A 17,198-nucleotide genomic window follows, 5' to 3' on the forward strand; every position below is an offset into this window, starting at 1 on the left:
GAGAATCAATAGTTTTTACTAATAAAACTTTGCACACCATCGGCAATTCCTCTTGCTAAAGCCTGTTGGTAGCGTTTATCCTGAATGCGTTTGGATTCTTTAGGATTGGAGTTATAGCCAATTTCAATGAGCACTGAGGGCATTAAAGCCCCAGCTAACACCCAAAAAGGCCCCTCTCTAACGCCCCCATCTACGACATCTTTATAGCGTTGGCGCAATCTGTTTAAAATCCCAAACTGAATATCAATAGCTAGTTTATTAGAAATAATAAGGCGCTGGGAATTAAGAGAATTTAAAAAGGAGAGTTTAGAAAAATAATCCATGACCTTTACATCATCTTGGTTTTCTTGCTCAGCCACTTTACGCGCCCTTTCACTGCGGGCTGTGGAGAGAAAATAGGTTTCTACACCTTGAGGATTGGTGTTGCTGTGCTTGGGGATAGAATTAGCATGGATAGAGATGAAAAGATCAGCGTTTTTATTGTTGGCAAATTCGGTACGCGTCTTTAAATCCACATAAGTATCTTGGTTACGAGTCATGTAAACTTGATAAGCGCGGTTTTGGAGTTCTTGTTGGAGATATTTAGCCACCGCCAGTACAATGCGCTTTTCACAAACACCATTAATACCCATTGCCCCACAATCATGCCCGCCATGCCCGGGATCGATCACTACTTTAAAGCGCTTGGTTTTTTTTAAAGGGGGTTTTTTTAAAGGAGGTTTAGATTGAGCGATTAGAAATTCTTCTAAAAAAATGTAAAGATGATTATGGGTTAGTTTAAGACGATAGGCCATGTTTTTGTGGATATTAATCCACACTTTAACTAATTTTCCAGAAGTAATTTTAATAGAGGTTTGGTTAGCAAAACGATAGTTTCTAGGCGCAGGCATGAGTTTAGCATGGATTTGTAAAAGAGCTTTAAAACGATTAAGTGCTATTTCTTTAAAAACACTGCGCTTAATATCTTGGTTAAAGCTGATGCGCAGATTGCTAACACCAAAGGGGACAACCTCTGTGATTTTAAGAATATGGGCATAAAGCCCTAGTTGTAATAATAAGCAGACTAAAAAATAGCGCACCCATTCAATCCAAAATCAGCTCTTGCACGAGTTCATGCACACTGATAATTTTTTCAATCCTATACCCATTAGCCCCCGTAAAATACAGGCCTTCTGTGCGATTACCTTGATGGGCACGGCCTAATCCATCGGCAATACAGTAGCCTACTTTTCTAGCCTCCTCACCGCGGTTACAAGGACTTACACAGTTACTCACGCAAGCAATTCGTGGCGCATTGCCCTCTTTAATGCGCTCAAGTACACCGGTGTTAATAGCACGAGCTGGATAACCTACGGGGGATTTGATGAGTACAATATCCTCTTTCTTTAAAGAGGGTAGAATCTGCGCATAGACTTTAGCATCGCATTCTTTAGTGCCTAAAAAGCGCGTGGCCATTTGCACCCCACTTGCACCCAAAGAGAGCATTTTATTAATGTCTTTACGATCCCAAATACCCCCCGCTGCAATGATAGGGATATGTCCCCACTCCTTGCTAGCCTCTACAATGCCGGGTACTAAATTTTCTAACTGGAATTCCTCTTTAAAACAATCCTCGTATTTAAACCCCTGATGCCCCCCACTTAAAGGGCCCTCTACAATCACCGCATCCGGGATTTTTTTATAGCGTGCACTCCAGCGTTTACAAATAATGTGTAAAGCTTTGATAGAGGAAATGATAGGCACAAGGGCTACGCTGGGAAAATCCTTAGTAAATTCGGGCATGTTAGTGGGCAATCCGGCTCCGGTAATAATTACATTAGCCCCGGCTTCACAAGCATCGCACACCACCCGCCCGTATTCATTAATCGCATGCAAGATATTAGCCCCTAGCGGATTAGACCCACAGATTTTACGGGCATTTTTAAAGATTTCTATCAAAGCCTGCTTGGAGTAAAAATTAAGGGCCTCAAAGGGTTTTTTGGCTACGATTTTTTCTACAAAGCGCATGTTTTTATAATAACCCGTGCCTACGGCTGAGATCACGCCTAAAATCCCTTCTTTAGCGGCATTCCCGGCTAGCTCGTCCCAGCTAATTCCAACCCCCATGCCCCCTTGAAAAATGGGGTATTTAAGAATGTGTTTACCGATTTTAAGCGGTTTGAGTGTAGAGATCATGTACATTCTTTAGGCAATGATAGCCCGTATAAATTTTCTCTTGCCCACTTGCACGACATAGCTCCCTTTAGAAAATTGGTACTGTTCATCTAAGATCACAACTTGATTAATCCGCACTCCACCAGCCTTAATATCCCGCCTTGCCTGCGAGGTAGAAGGGCTTAGCCCCGCACTTTTAAGCAGTGTGCCAATCCAAACCCCTTCGCTAAATTGCATTTGCACAAGCTCGCTAGGGATTTGTTTATGGCTGATGCGATCAAATTCTGCTTTGGCTTCTTGAGCCTGTTTTAAAGAGTGTAAACGGGTGATGATTTCTAGGGCTAGTTCTTCTTTGATTGTTTTTGGGTGTAATTTCCCCTCTTGCACCCCCTGTTTTAAAAGGGCGATTTGTTGGCTTGTTTGTGCGCTTAAAAGCTCGTAATAACGCCACATCAAATCATCGCTAATACTTAGCAATTTGGCATACATATTCTTTGGATCTTCGCTTACACCAATATAATTACCCAAACTCTTGCTCATCTTATGCACCCCATCAAGCCCTTCAAGTAAGGGCATGGTCAACACGCTTTGCTCCTTAGAAAGCCCATAAGATCGCTGTAAAAACCGCCCAACCAATAAATTAAACTTTTGATCATTGCCCCCCAATTCTATATCACATTCTAAAGCCACCGAGTCATAACCTTGTAAAAGCGGGTACATGAACTCCACCACGCTAATGGGCTTATTCTCTTTATAGCGTTTCTCAAAATCATCGCGCTCAAGCATTCTAGCTACTGAGAATTTAGAAGTCAAGACAAGCAACCCTTCTGCTCCTAGTGGCTTTAACCATGCACTATTAAAACACACATCGGTTAAATCTGGATCTAAAATTTTAAACACCTGTTCTTTATAAGTCTTGGCATTTTCTAACACCTCCTCAAAGCTTAAAATCTTGCGTGTCTCACTCTTGCCACTAGGATCGCCTATAGTAGCGGTAAAATCCCCGATTACAAACTGTACCCGTGCGCCGTGTCTTTGCAAAGTAGCTAATTTATTAAGTAAAACCATATGCCCTAAATGCAAATCTGGAGCGGTGGGGTCAAATCCGGCCTTAGCACTAAAACGATTACTTGTATTATAAAACCTCTCTACAAGACTTTGTAAATACTCTAAGCCAATGCATTCTCCCATGCCCCTTGTGATGTCTGCCATAGCGTGTTTGAGTTCCATGTGTATCCTTTACTCCTGATAAGCGTCTTTAAGACTAGAAAATTCCCCTAGTCTTTCTTGATACTTGCGCATGACAATATCCTTAAACACCCTCACTTCTTTAGCATTGTATTCAAATAAAATTTCACAATGAGAGGAAAAATGATCCAAATAACCGCGGTAATGGACTCCCACAATGTGGCAATCGTTTTTGATTAAAAAGGTTAGAAGGTGTAACAACGCCTCTTTTGTGTTGCTAACATGGATAATAATTTTATAAATCTCTTTACTTCTCTTGCTCCACTCAATAAAAACCATAGGCAAACCTAGATCAATATCTAACCCGCCTTGTTTGCATAGTTTATGGTGTACTACAACCTTATGGTCTTTATAATTTGGCATGATAGCGATAATTTCATCTTGGTATTTAGGGTGGCAACAATCATTAAACACCACTTGTTTAACATGCACATGGGGGTTTGTATAGATGATGAAATTTTCTAAATCACATCTTTTAAGCCCAACAGAGGGCAAAGGCCTATTTAAAATCCGTGTGAAGCGAAATTGCATTAAATTTTTCATCACAAAGCCAAAAAGGCGTTGTTCGCTCCGTGTGTGCTGTGCTATCTGTGGGACCTTTGCTTGGATTTCCTCAACTAATTTTCTCACCCCATCAATGCTTTTCATCGCCTCACTCAAACTACACTCCACCCCATACTCGGCTAACTTTTTTTCAAAAAGCAAATACTGCTTAGCACCCATATCAGCCTCAAAAATAGGGGATTCAAAAATGGAGTTAAGGATATTAATCATGCTTTTAGAATCAATCTCTTTAATCTGGTTTTTGCGCTGGAGTTTAAGATGGCTCTTAGCTCTAGAAGTGCGTAGCTGGTTAATCCAAGTAAAGCGCGGGATACTCTTTTTGCCTTTAATAATTTTAACCACATCGCCACTTCTAAGTTCTTGATTAAGCAAGGCTTTTTTATTATTCACAAAAGCTTCTTTAGCCTTATCGCCTAGTTCGCTATGAATCATGTAGGCAAAATCTAAAACAATAGCTCCAGCTGGTAAAGTGTAATTATCTCCACTGGGTGAAAACACCGTGATGTCCTCGCGGTATAAATCATTTTGTACTAAATCATAAAATTCTCTAGGGTTGTCTTTATTATCCTCGCTTTGGTATTTAAGATTGTGTAGCCATTTAAGACTCTCTGGCTCTGCGCCTCCGGCTTTATACTTCCAATGCGCTGAATTGCCATACTCTGCGCCCATGTGCATATCAAAGGTGCGGATTTGTACCTCATAAATGGAGGACTCATCAAAAATAGTGGTGTGAATAGTTTGGTAGCCATTTTCCTTAGGCAAAGCAATGTGATCCTTAAAGCGCGAAACAATGGGTTTAAAACGCAAATGTACAATGCCTAAGATTTTATAGCATTCTAAAGGTGTACGCACCAAAACGCGGACTGCCATTAAATCTAAAATTTCATCTTTATTCACCGCTCCCTTGCGCTGCATTTTTAAAAAGATAGAATAAGGGCGTTTAATGCGGGTGGTGATTTGAAAATCTGTTTCTAAAAACCCGGCTTCAAAAAACATTTTTTCAAGTTTACTAGCAAATTGGTTAAGTTTAAGGGAGAGGGCTTGTTTGCTTTTGTTTAAATAAGACTGGATACTTTGGTATTCTTGAGGGTAAATATAATAAAAACTTTTATCCTCTAATTCGTTTTTAATAGAGGACATGCCCAAACGGCTAGCAATGGGAGCATAAACGGCTAAAGTCTCTTTAGAAATACGGATTTGTTTATCCCGACTCAACGCATCAAGGGTTAAAATATTATGTAACCGGTCGCTAATTTTAACCACCAAAGCTCTAGGGTCTTTAATAGCACTCACTAGAATTTTTCTAAAAGTCAGAGCAGAAGTTACTAATCTAGGGTTTTGGGGGTCAAAAGCAAGCTCTTCTTTGCGAATTTCTGTAATTTTAGTTAGGGCATCAACTAAATTAGCTACATCTTCTCCAAAGAGTTCTACAATTTGTCCAATTTCACATGGCGTATCCTCCACCACATCGTGCAATAAAGAAGCACAGATCATCGCCTCATCGCCCCCACAAAAGGCCACAATACAGGCCACACAAATAGGGTGGGTGATATAAGGACCTCCTCCCTTTCGCATTTGTCCTTGGTGGTAATGCGTGGCTAGATCAAGTGCTTGGGCGATCTTGGGAGTGATAGAAGTGGTGTTTTTTAAAACATCAATAGCCTCACTAGGCCCAGAAACTTCCTTAAGCAGTTCTAGAATTTCAAGTAGACCACTATAAGGGTGGGTCTTAGTATCTTTCATCAATGCGATCTAGACTAATTTTTCCCTCTGCAATCTCAAGAATGGCAATATCTGTTGGTTTATGGGTTTTAATATCCATCGCCACTAAAGGCCTTGTACCCGCTCCTAATTGTCTAACCCGAGAAAAGATGAGGTTAGATAAAATATAGCGATCTCCATTAACTCTTTCTAGTGCCTTAGCTACAATTTCTTCTGTTCTCAAATGTGTCCTTTAACTGATTTATTTGACCATAGAAAAAACGCCCTTTTGATCCTTGATCACATGCAAAAGATTACCTTGCTTAAACATGTTACATACGACAATGGGCAGTTGGTTATCTTTGGCTAGAGAAATGGCGGTATCATCCATCACCTCAATATTGCCAATTAATGCCTCGTTATAACCAATAACATCAATTTTTTTAGCGTCTTCAAACTTGTTGGGGTCTTTATCATAAATGCCATCTACTTTAGTGGCCTTGACAATTAGATCTGCTCCAATTTCAATGGCTCTAAGCGTGGCGGCGGTATCTGTAGTGAAAAAAGGATTACCGGTTCCGGCAGCAAAGATAACAAGCCGCCCTTTTTCTAAATGTCTAATGGCCTTGCGATAAATATAAGTTTCACACACTTCTTTAATTTCTACCGCACTTTGTACCCGTACATCTAAACCCATATGCTCAAGGGCTTCTTGCATAGCAACCGCATTAATCACTGTGGCTAACATGCCCATATAATCCCCGCTTGTGCGCCGAATAATGCCCCCCTTAGCCGCACTCACCCCGTAATGATATTGCCCCCTCCAATCACAATCCCCACTTCAATGCCGTGATCGGCTAGTGTTTTAATTTCTTTGGCAATATAACTTAGAATTTGAATATCAATCCCAAAATTGCTTTCTCCGGCCAAAGCTTCGCCTGAAAACTTAACCAATACGCGCTTTTTAGAATGTGTTTTATTCTGCATAAATCCCGCTTACCTTTGTGAATACTAGACAAGGGCGCTATTGTACAACAAGGATGCTTAAGTTTGAATCAACTCTAAAACAACCTCTCTTATGGCCTGCATAGCCTTTTGTACCTGCTCTTGTGTGATGATATAGGCGGGCATGAAATAAATAGTGTTGTTAAGAGGCCGTAACAACAAGCCCTTTTGTAAAGCCTTTTGAAAGATCGCTAAACTTAGGCGTAAATCTTCAGTATAGCCCTCTAATTCAAAGGCAAAAACCATGCCACAAGCGCGCAGATTAACCACACCCTTAAGCCCTGCTAAATACTCTTGCATGATCGCTTGAATTGCTAAACTTAGTTTTTGGTTTTTTACAACCACGCCCCCTTTTTCAAAAAGATCAAGCGTCGCGTTGGCACACGCGCAGGCTAAAGCGTTACCTGTGTAGCTATGAGAGTGCAGGAAGTTTTGATTATTAGCATAGGGGGCGTAAAACTGGTTATAAATGCTATCTGTGGTTAAAAGCACTGCCAAAGGCAAATACCCTCCAGAAATGCCTTTAGAGAGGCATAAAAAATCCGGTTTAACCCCGCATTGTTCAAAGGCAAACATGCTCCCTGTGCGCCCAAAGCCCACCGCAATTTCATCAAAGATCACATAAATACCCCTCTCTTGGCACATGCGCGTAGCCTCTTTAACATAGTCAGCGCTATAAAAATGCATACAGCCGGCACACTGAATTAAAGGTTCTAAAATAAAAGCACTAATACGGGTATGGTGTTGATCTAAAATACGCTCTAAGGCTTGCAAAGCTTTAGGAATATCTTCTGTATTTTTAGGCACGGGGGTTTGCAAATGCGTGCAAAAAAGCGGGCTATAAGTATCCTTGTAAAGCCCCACACCTCCCACACTTAAGACCCCTAGAGTTTCGCCATGGTAGCTATTTTGCAAAGAGAGAAATTTATCTCTAATCTCTCCTTTTAGAAGGTGGCTATGATAACTCATTTTCAAGGCCACTTCCACACAAGAAGAGCCATTATCCGTATAAAAACACTTATCAAAGCCACTTAAAGCACAAAGCCGTTTGGATAGTGTGATGATTGGAGGGTGGGTGAGGCCAGCAAGCAGTACATGGGCAAAGCTTTCTATTTGCTCTTTTAATTTGGCATTAATATAGGGGTGGTTATGCCCAAAGAGATTAACCCACCAGCTACTAATCCCGTCTAAATAGCACCTGTCCTCAAAGTCATAAAGATAAACCCCTTCTGCTCTCTTGATAGGCAAAAGAGGGAGGTCTTTATAATCATGCATTTGGCTACAGGGATGCCAAATATGAGCTAGATCTAAAGCATTCCAATAAGCATAGCCTCCTGTGCTAAGAATAAAATCCGCTTAGGTGAGAAGATTACAGGCGGAAGGGGGCGGGCATGAAGCCTGAGATTGGCAAACAAGCAGCCCAAGAGTGCGTAGAGGCCATTAAAGAAATGGTTTCTAAACCCCCATGATCTCATGGATGCAAAAGCATAAGAAGTATTTAGTTGTTACGATTTGGATCAGCACAATCGCTTTTGTGGCTGCTGGAATGATTGGCTGGGGGCAGTATAGTTTTTCTATGGCTAATGGGAATGTGGCTAAAGTGGGGCGCGTACTGATTAGTGAGGAGGAACTAGACAGGGAGCATAGACGGCTTTTAGATATTTATAGCCAGTCTATTCCTAATTTTAAAGATTTGAGTGAAAAAGAGGTTAAAGCATTAGGCCTTGAACACAACGCGCTTACTCTTTTAATTAACCAAGCTTTGCTCAAAAATCTAGCGCTAGATTTGGGATTGGGGGTGAGTGGGTCTGAGGTGATAGCAGAAATTCAGAAGAGTACGGCTTTTCAAAATGAGGGGCATTTTGATGAGGCTTTGTATAAAAAAATACTCCAAGAAAACCGCTACCGCCCTAGCGCCTTTGAGGAAGGTATTAAAAATGCCCTGCTGTTACAAAAAATTTCAGCCCTCTTCCCCCAAGCCATTACTCCCTTAGAAGAAGAAGCCTTCTTGTGGCCTTTGAGATTACAAGATCAAGTACGCATTGAAGTTTTAGAACCTAAAGAGGTGGTAGTTACACAACAAGCCCTTAGGGATTATTATAACCAGCATAAAAACACCTATAAAAAACCCCCTAGCTATACTCTAGCTGCCTCGCATATCACAGATACAGATATAGAGCCTGCTAAACAAGAGCAGTTACAGGCTTATTATGAGAAAAACAAACAGGTTTACACTTTACAGGGTAAAGTACAAGATTTCATGCAGGTTAAAATAAAAGTTAGCCATGATTATTTCCAAGAAAAGGCAAGAGATTTAGCTTTGCAAAAATACTTAGCACTCAAAAATAACACTTTTAAACCCGCTACTGAGGTGATAACCAAATTACCCTACCCAGCAGAAATTGCCACTAAAATAGAAACGATGCACCCGGGGGAGGTACTCAAGCCACAAAAGTATAAAGACGGCTGGTTGGTTGTTAAACTTGTTAGTAAACAAACTGATCAACTCCAAAGTTTTGAGGAGGCTAAAGAGGAGGTGCGCATAGCTGTAGTAGAACAAGAGCAAAGAAAATGGCTAAAGCAAGAGGCATCTAAACAACTTCCTCATTTTAAAGGAGATGATATTGGTTTCTTATCGCTTGATTTTAAAGGCAATATCCATGATTTAGGAGAGCAATCCTCTAAGGAGCTGGTGGGTTATATCTTTAAACACCCTTATAAAGAAGGTTTTGTGATTTTAAAAGGACCTAAAGCTGTGCTTTATCGTGTTTACTCCCAAGATTTTAAACACCCCGTCCCTAATTCTAAGGATTTTAAACAGGTAGTGAGTAATCTTAAAGCCCAATCTTTTGATGCGATGTTAGTGGCTATGCTCAAACAACGCTATCAAGTGCATGTTTATGCCAAGTAGGGGTGTATTTTGAATCCGATTATTCTTGGTGTAGATATTGGTTCTAGTAAGATTTGTGCCATCATTGCTGAGATCAAAGAGGGAACACCCCAAGTAATTGGCGTGAGTGTGCATAAATCTGAGGGGGTTAAAAAGGGCAATATTAGCAATATCAGCCAAGCGGGCGAAATTGTTAAAAGAGCCATTGAAGATGCTAAACGCATGGCCGGGCTAAACTTTGTTGAAAAGGCCATTGTTTCTATCTCTGGGGCATGTACTCAAAGTGTGAATAGTTCTGGGCTTATTAATGTGCCTAATAATGAAATTACGCTTAAAGAGATCAACCGCGTATTAGATACAGCTTTACATAGCGCGCATATCCCTACCGGTTATGAAGTCATTCATATTTTGCCCTATCAGTTTAAACTAGATAACCAAGATAATATTGAAGATCCTATGGGCATGAGTGGATCGCGTTTGGAAGTTTCTACCCATATTGTAACCGTGCAGCGCAGTAGTTTAGAAAACTTAAGGCGGACAATCCAAATTGCGGGGGTAAAAATTGAAAATGTGGTTTTAAGTGCCTATGCCGCCTCTATTGCCGTGCTTAATGAAGATGATAAAGCCTTGGGTGTGGCCTGTATTGATCTAGGCGGAGGGACTTGTAACATGATGGTTTATGGGGGTAGTTCTATGTGTTTTAATAACTACCTTAATGTAGGATCAGAGCACATTAGAGACGATCTAGCCAGTATTTTAGAAGTACCTTTAGGTGTTGCGGAGTATATCAAGCGCCAGTATGGAAATCTCATTGCAGAGGAGAGCGATCAAGAAATTGAAGTGCCAGATATTTCCTCAGAAAATAAGAAAAACCGCCTTTCATTAAAGTTAGTACATGACATTATCCGCGCGCGGGTGGTAGAAACTTTTGATGTGCTTAATCGCCGTTTAAAGCAAAGCAACTTGCAAGATAGTATCCGTAGGGGAGTGGTGCTAACTGGGGGCATGACGCATGTAGAGGGGATTAGAAATGTCGCCTCAGTGATTTTTGGAAATATCCCTGTACGCATCGCTAAACCCGTTGAACTAAATGGTCTATTTGAAGAATTAAAAGATCCAACTAGTTCGGTTGCCATTGGTTTAATTTTATACGGAGCGGGCAAGCACACTAATTATGAAAAAGATTCAGAAAAAGTGATTCGTTACAAAGAGAATAAACATACAGAATTGCCCTCTGCCTTTACCTATACCCAAGAGCGTAATTACATTGAAACCGATTTAACTAATCTAAAACACACCAACGAGGTAGAGAGTGTAAAGGAGAGAAAAAAAGATATAATGTATCCCCATAAAGAAGTACCTAAAAGAGGGGGGTTTTTAGAGCGGATTAAGGAGTGGGGCTCTAAGTTATTTTAAAGGAATAGTTGTGGCGTTAGAGGAAGATATAGGTGTAGAGGAAATTTTTGAAACCAATGGGGCTAAGATTGTCGTAATTGGCGTAGGGGGTGGAGGATCAAATATGATCGCCCACCTGATTGCTACGGGTACTTATAAAGATATTACTCTAGTAGCGGCTAATACAGACGGGCAGGCGCTTAAAGCCTCCTGTGCTAAGAATAAAATCCGCTTAGGTGAGAAGATTACAGGCGGAAGGGGGGCGGGCATGAAGCCTGAGATTGGCAAACAAGCAGCCCAAGAGTGCGTAGAGGCCATTAAAGAAATGGTTACAGGTGCGGATCTAGTTTTTATTTCAGCTGGTTTAGGCGGAGGAACTGGCACGGGGGCTGCTCCGGTAATTGCTCAGATTGCTAAGGATTCGGGGGCATTAACCGTTTCTGTAGTTACCAAACCCTTTAATTTTGAGGGTAAAAAGCGCGCTAAGATTGCCGAAGAAGGGCTAAAAGAACTTAAGGCCGTGAGCGATTCAATTGTTGTGATTCCTAATGAAAAATTAGTGGGCTTTATTGATAAAAATGCAGGCATGCAAGATAGCTTTAAAGAGGTCAATAATGTCTTAGCTAAAGCGGTTAATGGCATCTCTAGCATGATTATTAACTATGGCGAGAACGACATCAATGTAGACTTTGCGGATTTAAAAACCGTGATGAATCACCGCGGGTTAGCTTTAATGGGCATAGGTGAGGCTACCGGAGTAAATGCTGCTACTGTAGCGGTAGAAAATGCCATTGCCTCCCCACTCTTTGATAATGTATCCATTAATGGCGCGATGGGCGTACTCATTAACTTTGAATGCCACCCAGATTACCCGCTTTTAGAGATCACTAATTCTGTTTCTATTGTGGAGTCTATGGCAGATGATGATGCAGATATTATTTTTGGTAAGTGTACTTCAGCTAACATGCCAACCGATCATGTGAAGGTTACGATCGTGGCTACTGGTTTTGAAAAGCCTACAGAAAATAAAGAGGAAAAAGTAGAATCTGCGCCTAGTTTTTCTAAGGGTACTTTAGAGGGTTTGCGTTTAGCTAGTAGTGGAGATTATGGAGATGTGGATTTAGATGTTCCTGCTTATTTGCGCCACCAAAAGGATTAAAGCCTCTCAGACCAAAAAGCCTTAAAGTGAGCATAACGCCCCTCTAAAATCGCCTCTCTAGCGCCGCGTACTAGTTGTAGATAAAAAAAGAGGTTGTGTAAACTAGCCAAACGAAAATAAAGCAATTCTTTAGCCCTAAAAAGGTGGCTTAAATACGCTTTAGAGTAGTGTTTACAGGTATAGCAGGTGCAGTTAAGATCAAGGGGGTCTTGGCTTTGCTTATATTGTGCGGATTTGATAGAAATTTTACCCTCTGAGCTAAAAAGCGTCCCATTTCTAGCATTGCGCGTAGGCATCACACAATCAAACATATCCACCCCCCGCTCGATAGCTTCTAATAAATCCTGTGGCGTACCCACTCCCATTAAATAGCGCGGTTTATGCGTAGGTAAAAAGGCTTCTGTATACTCTATAGCCGCATACATCTCTTGCGCATTTTCTCCTACCGCTAATCCGCCAATAGCAAAACCATCAAAATCTAGATCACACAGATCTAAAGCGCTTTGTTTGCGTAGTTCTTGATCAATGCCCCCTTGTACAATGGCAAAGATATGGTGATTGGGCTTAGCATGTTCTTTATGGTATTTCAGACTTTCTAACGCCCAAGCAGTGGTTTTTTGTACAGAGATTTTGAGGCGATCTATTGGGGCTGGCAAACCCACCAAATCATCTAAAACCATACAAATATCGCTATTAAGGGCATATTGAATATCTAGTACTTTAGAGGGCGTAAAAAGATGAGTGCTACCGTCAATATGGGATTTAAATACGATTCCTTGATCGTGGGGTTTAGCGTTGCTTGAAAGAGAGAAGGCCTGAAACCCCCCGCTATCGGTTAAAAAATTACCCGGAAATTGGGTAAAACCATGCAACCCGCCTAATTGCTCAATACATGCCGCCCCCGGTCTTAAATAGAGGTGGTAGGTGTTGGCTAGAATAATGGGGGCTTGGAGATTTTGCAGGTCTAAAGCGTCTAAACTCTTCACGCTAGCTTGTGTGCCTACGGGCATAAAAATAGGGGTTTGTACCATTCCATGGGATAAAAATAAAGTTGTCGCGCGGGCTTTGCCATCTATCCGGTCTAGCCTAAAATCCATTTTTAACCTTAGCTTTTTTACATTATAATAGCCAAAAACACTGGGAAATTAGGGTTGAAAAAGGTTGCGTTAATTGTTGAGGGCGTGGTGGCTAAAAAGTTTATGGAGTTGGTGGTCTCCAAATTTTTTAGCAATAATTTTTATCTGGTAATCACCAAAGACCCTAGCTGTTTGCCAAGTACTTTGCCTAGTACCTTTGAGGTACATGTATTTGATCCCACCTCTGCTTATCGTCTTTACCCTTTTATTGATGCCAATGTAAGCGATATATTTATTCTGCTAGAAAATACCCAAGAACAACAGGTTATCTATGAAATTATCCGGCAGAAAAATAAAGAAGCCCGTTTGATTGTGAATCAAGGGTTAGAGGGGGTTAAAGATGAGAGGCTTGTATTAATTGATCACACCCAGATTATTGCTAATAAATTCATCGCTAAAATCCCCAATGTCCCCAGTGTACCGCAAGGTTTTGGGCTTGAGCAGGGGGAGGTGATGGAAATTGGTGTACCCTTTGGGAGTGTCTTTGCCTACCGCCACATCGGTTCTTTACACCAAAAAGATTACCGCATTGTTGGGGTATACCGGAAAAATGAATTTTATTTAAGCCACTCTGCTATGGTGATTCAACCAAGAGATCAACTACTAGCTGTGGGTAATCCAGAAACACTTAATAATGTCTATTTGCAAGTAAGAAGCAATGTAGGGCAATTTCCTGCTCCCTTTGGAAGAGATATTTACCTTTATATTGACATGCGCTTGCAATCCATGGAGGCCTTAGAAAGAGATATTGACCAAGCACTGGTTTTACACGATCAACTCAAAAGCGCCATGCTTTATATCAAAGTTCTCCACCCCACCTACACAGCCTTTATTGAGAAAATCCGCGCCATTGAATCTAAAGATATTCGTATTGTTCTAGACTTTAAAGGCTCTTGTTTTGCAGAAAAACTCCAAGTAGATAGCCAAAAGAAAATTGGTCTAGTGGTGGTTGGCAAAGAAATTTTTAACAAACGGGATAACCGCAAGGTTTTATTTGAAATCTTAACACCGATTTTTAAAACAAGCATCAAGGGTTTTAAAGGGATTAGCAAAAGCATGGTTGTGTTAAACAAGGACATGGAACAAAACGAGGACATCTCTTCTGTGATGTTTGATGTGTGTGCGCAAATGAATTTAGACATGTTATTATACGACTTCGATCCAGATAAGCGTTACAAAGTAGAGGTTATTGAAAATTACGAACATCTCTCCCACATTTACAACCGGAAAATCAAGGTGATTCGCACACATGTTAAAAACCCCGTGCTATTTCTAAGAAGTTTAGAAACCCCTGTAGTGCAGTTTTTACCCTTTGAATCTTGTATTACAAAAAACCAGTTTTTTTGGATGTTTTCTACTAAAGTAGAACGAATCGTATTTTTAAGCGATATACACCCGCAAATGTTTATCCCGGTGGTGGAGTGATGCACCTTGATCTTTTAAAATACCCCATTGAGATTGGTACGCTACCCCAAATCACTTATACCGGTAAGGTTTTGGTGGTGAGTGATACGGTGGTTGCACCCCTATATTTAGAACAAGTTTTAAACCATATTCAAGCCTCGAGAGTTTTTAAAACAGTCATTCCTACCGGCGAAGTGTATAAAAAATGGGAAACTTTAGAAAAAATCTTAAATGCAGCCTTTGAGGTTAATTTAAGCCGCAAGGATTGTTTAGTGGCTTTAGGTGGGGGAGTGGTGAGTGATATGGTGGGTTTTGCAAGCGCAATTTATAAACGCGGCATTGCCTTTTATAATATCCCAACCACCCTTTTAGCCCAAGTAGATGCTAGTATTGGAGGCAAGACCGGTATTAATAATGCCTATGGCAAAAATTTAATCGGGGCTTTCCACTCACCCAAAGCTGTTTATATTGATCCGCAATTTTTGCGCACCTTATCCAAGCGCGCTTTTTATGCCGGTGTAGCTGAGATGATTAAAAAGGCGGTGTGTTTTGATGCCTCTTATTTTGAGTGGTTAGAAAATCACCCTATAGAACAGCACCTAGAACAAGCTATTGCTAAAAGTCTAACCATTAAAGCTAAGGTAGTGATACAAGATGAGAGAGAAGAGGCACTACGCATGGGGCTTAATTATGGGCATACTTTTGGGCATGCCATTGAAAAGGCGGGGGCTTATGAGGCATTATTGCATGGGGAGGCGGTGGCTATTGGTATGCAAATGGCCAATGCCTTAGCGTGTAAATTAGGGCTTTTAGATCAAGAAGTACAGACACGGATTAAAAATTTGTTAGCGCGCTACCAATTAGATTTACTCCACTAAAATCTTTTTATCCCGCAATTCTACAAAGAAAAACAGATGGATAAAAAGAATATCAACGGGATTACATTTATCTTACCCACTAGTCTTGGAAACTTTAAAGCTAAACAAGTACCTAAAGATCGCGTTATAGAGGTTTTAGATGCGTGGTGCTAGGTATTTGGTAATTTTGCTTTGCACAGGATTACTTTTAGCATCTGAGACATTCTAAAGCCTCGCCCCTATTAGACACAACTATCCATCTAATCCAAAGTTTGAGTAAAAAATACCCCATCGATCTTAAACGCCTTTATACCACCGGCCAGTCTATGGGGTGCATGGCCTCTATATAAAAGAGCGCTTGAAAAATCTTAAAGCAGATACTTTAGAGGCTAGCGCGCTTAATCACAGCCTAAAAACTTTGCAACACCAAGAAAAATTGCTTGAATCGTATAAAACTAACCCTTTTAAAGAACTAGTCGAAAAACCTGCTATCACTAATATTCCCAATATCACCAGCCCTTTAGCCATTGTAACCGGCCTCTCTTTTATTAAAACCATGCGCGCTAAGTTAATCACTATGCAGCAACACCAAAAAATCCTCAAGCAGATCATTATTGCGCTTAATCAAAAAATAGAAATTCTAACAAAATTACAAACCATGCAGCCTAAACAATGGGATGTAGCCATTTATCAAGAACGGGTTAAAAAAATTGAATTTGAAAGCGCACAAGATCTACTAAAAGCTAGTTTAGATGCTTACGCTAAAGATATGGAGGAAAATACCCAAAACATCAAATCCCAAATTAGAGATCAAGTTTTTAAGCTCCTTTATGTTCTGTTGATTGCTTGTTCTAGCATTGTGCTAGCTTGGATACTCAAACATCTTAGCCATAAATATTTATATAGCGATGAGCGAGCATACACGATTAATAAGGCAATTAATTTTATTAATGCCAATGTGGTGGTGCTCATCTTTCTATTTGCCTATTTAGAAAATGTCTCTTATCTAGTTACAATGCTAGGCTTTGTGGGCGCTGGATTTGCCATTGCCATGCGTGATTTATTCATGAGCATGCTAGGGTGGTTTAGCATTGTCCTAAAGGGTAGTTTGCATGTAGGCGATCGCATAAAAGTTGCTAAAGATGGAATGGTGTATATAGGAGATGTACTAGATATTTCCATGCTTTATATTACTTTATTTGAAGATGTTACTCTAACCACCTATCTTAAAAATAATGGCCGTGCCGGGCGCATTATTTTTATCCCTAATAATTATGTCTTTACCGGCTTAGTTTCTAATTACAGCCACTTAGGTTTAAAGACGGTGTGGGATAGTGTGGATTTTTTCCTAACCTTTGATTCTAACCACCAAAGGGCAATGGATATTGCTTTAAAAATTGCCACAACCCACTCACAACCCTATAGCGAAATCGCCCAAACCCAGTTTAGCAAAATGCGCACTAAATACGCTTTGCGCACTATTGAAGTTGCGCCTAAAGTGTATACCATGACAGAAAAAGATGGCATGCGTTTGTATGTTTCTTATCTAACGAATGCCTATGCGACTCTGAGTTTGCGTTCTAAAATTTCTACTGATGTGGTGCAAGCCTTTTTAAAAACCCGCGATGTTTTTTTAAGCACTGCTCTTAAAGAAATCCAAGAAAAACAAGAAAGTAGCCTTTAAC

The 17,198-nt window shown here is 40.6% G+C and carries 12 protein-coding genes and 2 pseudogenes; 6 read left to right on the forward strand and 8 right to left on the reverse strand.

What is annotated here, in order from left to right:
• Positions 1–5: 5 nt before the first annotated feature.
• The 7 genes and pseudogenes from OO773_RS03245 to OO773_RS03275 all read right to left on the reverse strand — a co-directional run bounded on the left by OO773_RS03245 (position 6) and on the right by OO773_RS03275 (position 7,947).
• Complete coding sequence (locus OO773_RS03245; RefSeq protein WP_073115448.1) at positions 6–1,079, reverse strand: N-acetylmuramoyl-L-alanine amidase family protein; 1,074 nt, start codon at positions 1,077–1,079, stop codon at positions 6–8.
• A gap of 4 nt (positions 1,080–1,083) precedes the next feature.
• Positions 1,084–2,175, reverse strand: coding sequence for a nitronate monooxygenase (locus OO773_RS03250; protein WP_034377057.1), 1,092 nt, complete (start codon positions 2,173–2,175; stop codon positions 1,084–1,086).
• Positions 2,176–2,184: 9 nt separating this feature from the next.
• Positions 2,185–3,390, reverse strand: a complete 1,206-nt coding sequence (gene tyrS / locus OO773_RS03255) for a tyrosine--tRNA ligase (RefSeq protein ID WP_006564031.1) — start codon at positions 3,388–3,390, stop codon at positions 2,185–2,187.
• A 3-nt stretch (positions 3,391–3,393) separates the two neighbouring features.
• Complete coding sequence (locus OO773_RS03260; protein ID WP_178137343.1) at positions 3,394–5,709, reverse strand: RelA/SpoT family protein; 2,316 nt, start codon at positions 5,707–5,709, stop codon at positions 3,394–3,396.
• Positions 5,696–5,911 carry a DNA-directed RNA polymerase subunit omega gene (locus OO773_RS03265; RefSeq protein ID WP_006564029.1) on the reverse strand — a complete coding sequence of 72 codons (216 nt, stop codon included), beginning with the start codon at positions 5,909–5,911 and terminating at the stop codon, positions 5,696–5,698. The genes OO773_RS03260 and OO773_RS03265 overlap by 14 nt, the downstream gene beginning before the upstream one ends.
• 18 nt (positions 5,912–5,929) lie before the next feature.
• Positions 5,930–6,654 (reverse strand): annotated as a pseudogene (gene pyrH / locus OO773_RS03270) (UMP kinase).
• 57 nt (positions 6,655–6,711) lie between these two features.
• Positions 6,712–7,947 carry an adenosylmethionine--8-amino-7-oxononanoate transaminase gene (locus OO773_RS03275; protein ID WP_264828682.1) on the reverse strand — a complete coding sequence of 412 codons (1,236 nt, stop codon included), beginning with the start codon at positions 7,945–7,947 and terminating at the stop codon, positions 6,712–6,714.
• A 190-nt stretch (positions 7,948–8,137) separates the two neighbouring features.
• On the opposite strand from OO773_RS03275, the gene OO773_RS03280 reads away from it, so the two are divergent.
• Genes OO773_RS03280 through ftsZ form a run of 3 tightly spaced genes read left to right on the forward strand, consistent with a single transcriptional unit; the run spans position 8,138 to position 12,116 of the window.
• The gene (locus OO773_RS03280; RefSeq protein WP_006564026.1) at positions 8,138–9,583 is read left to right on the forward strand and encodes a peptidylprolyl isomerase; all 1,446 of its coding nucleotides are present in this window, start codon (positions 8,138–8,140) and stop codon (positions 9,581–9,583) included.
• 9 nt (positions 9,584–9,592) lie between these two features.
• On the forward strand, positions 9,593–10,978 hold the full coding sequence (gene ftsA / locus OO773_RS03285) for a cell division protein FtsA (protein ID WP_006564025.1): 1,386 nt from the start codon (positions 9,593–9,595) through the stop codon (positions 10,976–10,978).
• Between the two features lie 4 nt (positions 10,979–10,982).
• Positions 10,983–12,116 carry a cell division protein FtsZ gene (gene ftsZ, locus OO773_RS03290; protein WP_006564024.1) on the forward strand — a complete coding sequence of 378 codons (1,134 nt, stop codon included), beginning with the start codon at positions 10,983–10,985 and terminating at the stop codon, positions 12,114–12,116.
• Here the strand turns inward: ftsZ and tgt are convergent.
• A complete protein-coding gene (gene tgt, locus OO773_RS03295) occupies positions 12,113–13,213 on the reverse strand; it encodes a tRNA guanosine(34) transglycosylase Tgt (protein WP_006564023.1) in 1,101 nt (366 codons plus the stop codon). The genes ftsZ and tgt overlap by 4 nt on opposite strands.
• A gap of 54 nt (positions 13,214–13,267) precedes the next feature.
• Here tgt and OO773_RS03300 point away from each other — a divergent pair, with 54 nt between their 5' ends.
• The 3 genes and pseudogenes from OO773_RS03300 to OO773_RS03310 all read left to right on the forward strand — a co-directional run bounded on the left by OO773_RS03300 (position 13,268) and on the right by OO773_RS03310 (position 17,197).
• Positions 13,268–14,677, forward strand: a complete 1,410-nt coding sequence (locus OO773_RS03300; protein WP_176485265.1) for a COG3400 family protein — start codon at positions 13,268–13,270, stop codon at positions 14,675–14,677.
• Positions 14,677–15,687, forward strand: a pseudogene (gene aroB / locus OO773_RS03305) (3-dehydroquinate synthase). The gene OO773_RS03300 and the pseudogene aroB overlap by 1 nt, the downstream one beginning before the upstream one ends.
• Positions 15,688–15,871: 184 nt before the next feature.
• Positions 15,872–17,197, forward strand: coding sequence for a mechanosensitive ion channel family protein (locus tag OO773_RS03310; RefSeq protein ID WP_264828683.1), 1,326 nt, complete (start codon positions 15,872–15,874; stop codon positions 17,195–17,197).
• Position 17,198 lies beyond the last annotated feature (1 nt).

It is taken from the genome of Helicobacter suis HS1 (assembly GCF_026000295.1).
Lineage (GTDB): Bacteria > Campylobacterota > Campylobacteria > Campylobacterales > Helicobacteraceae > Helicobacter > Helicobacter suis.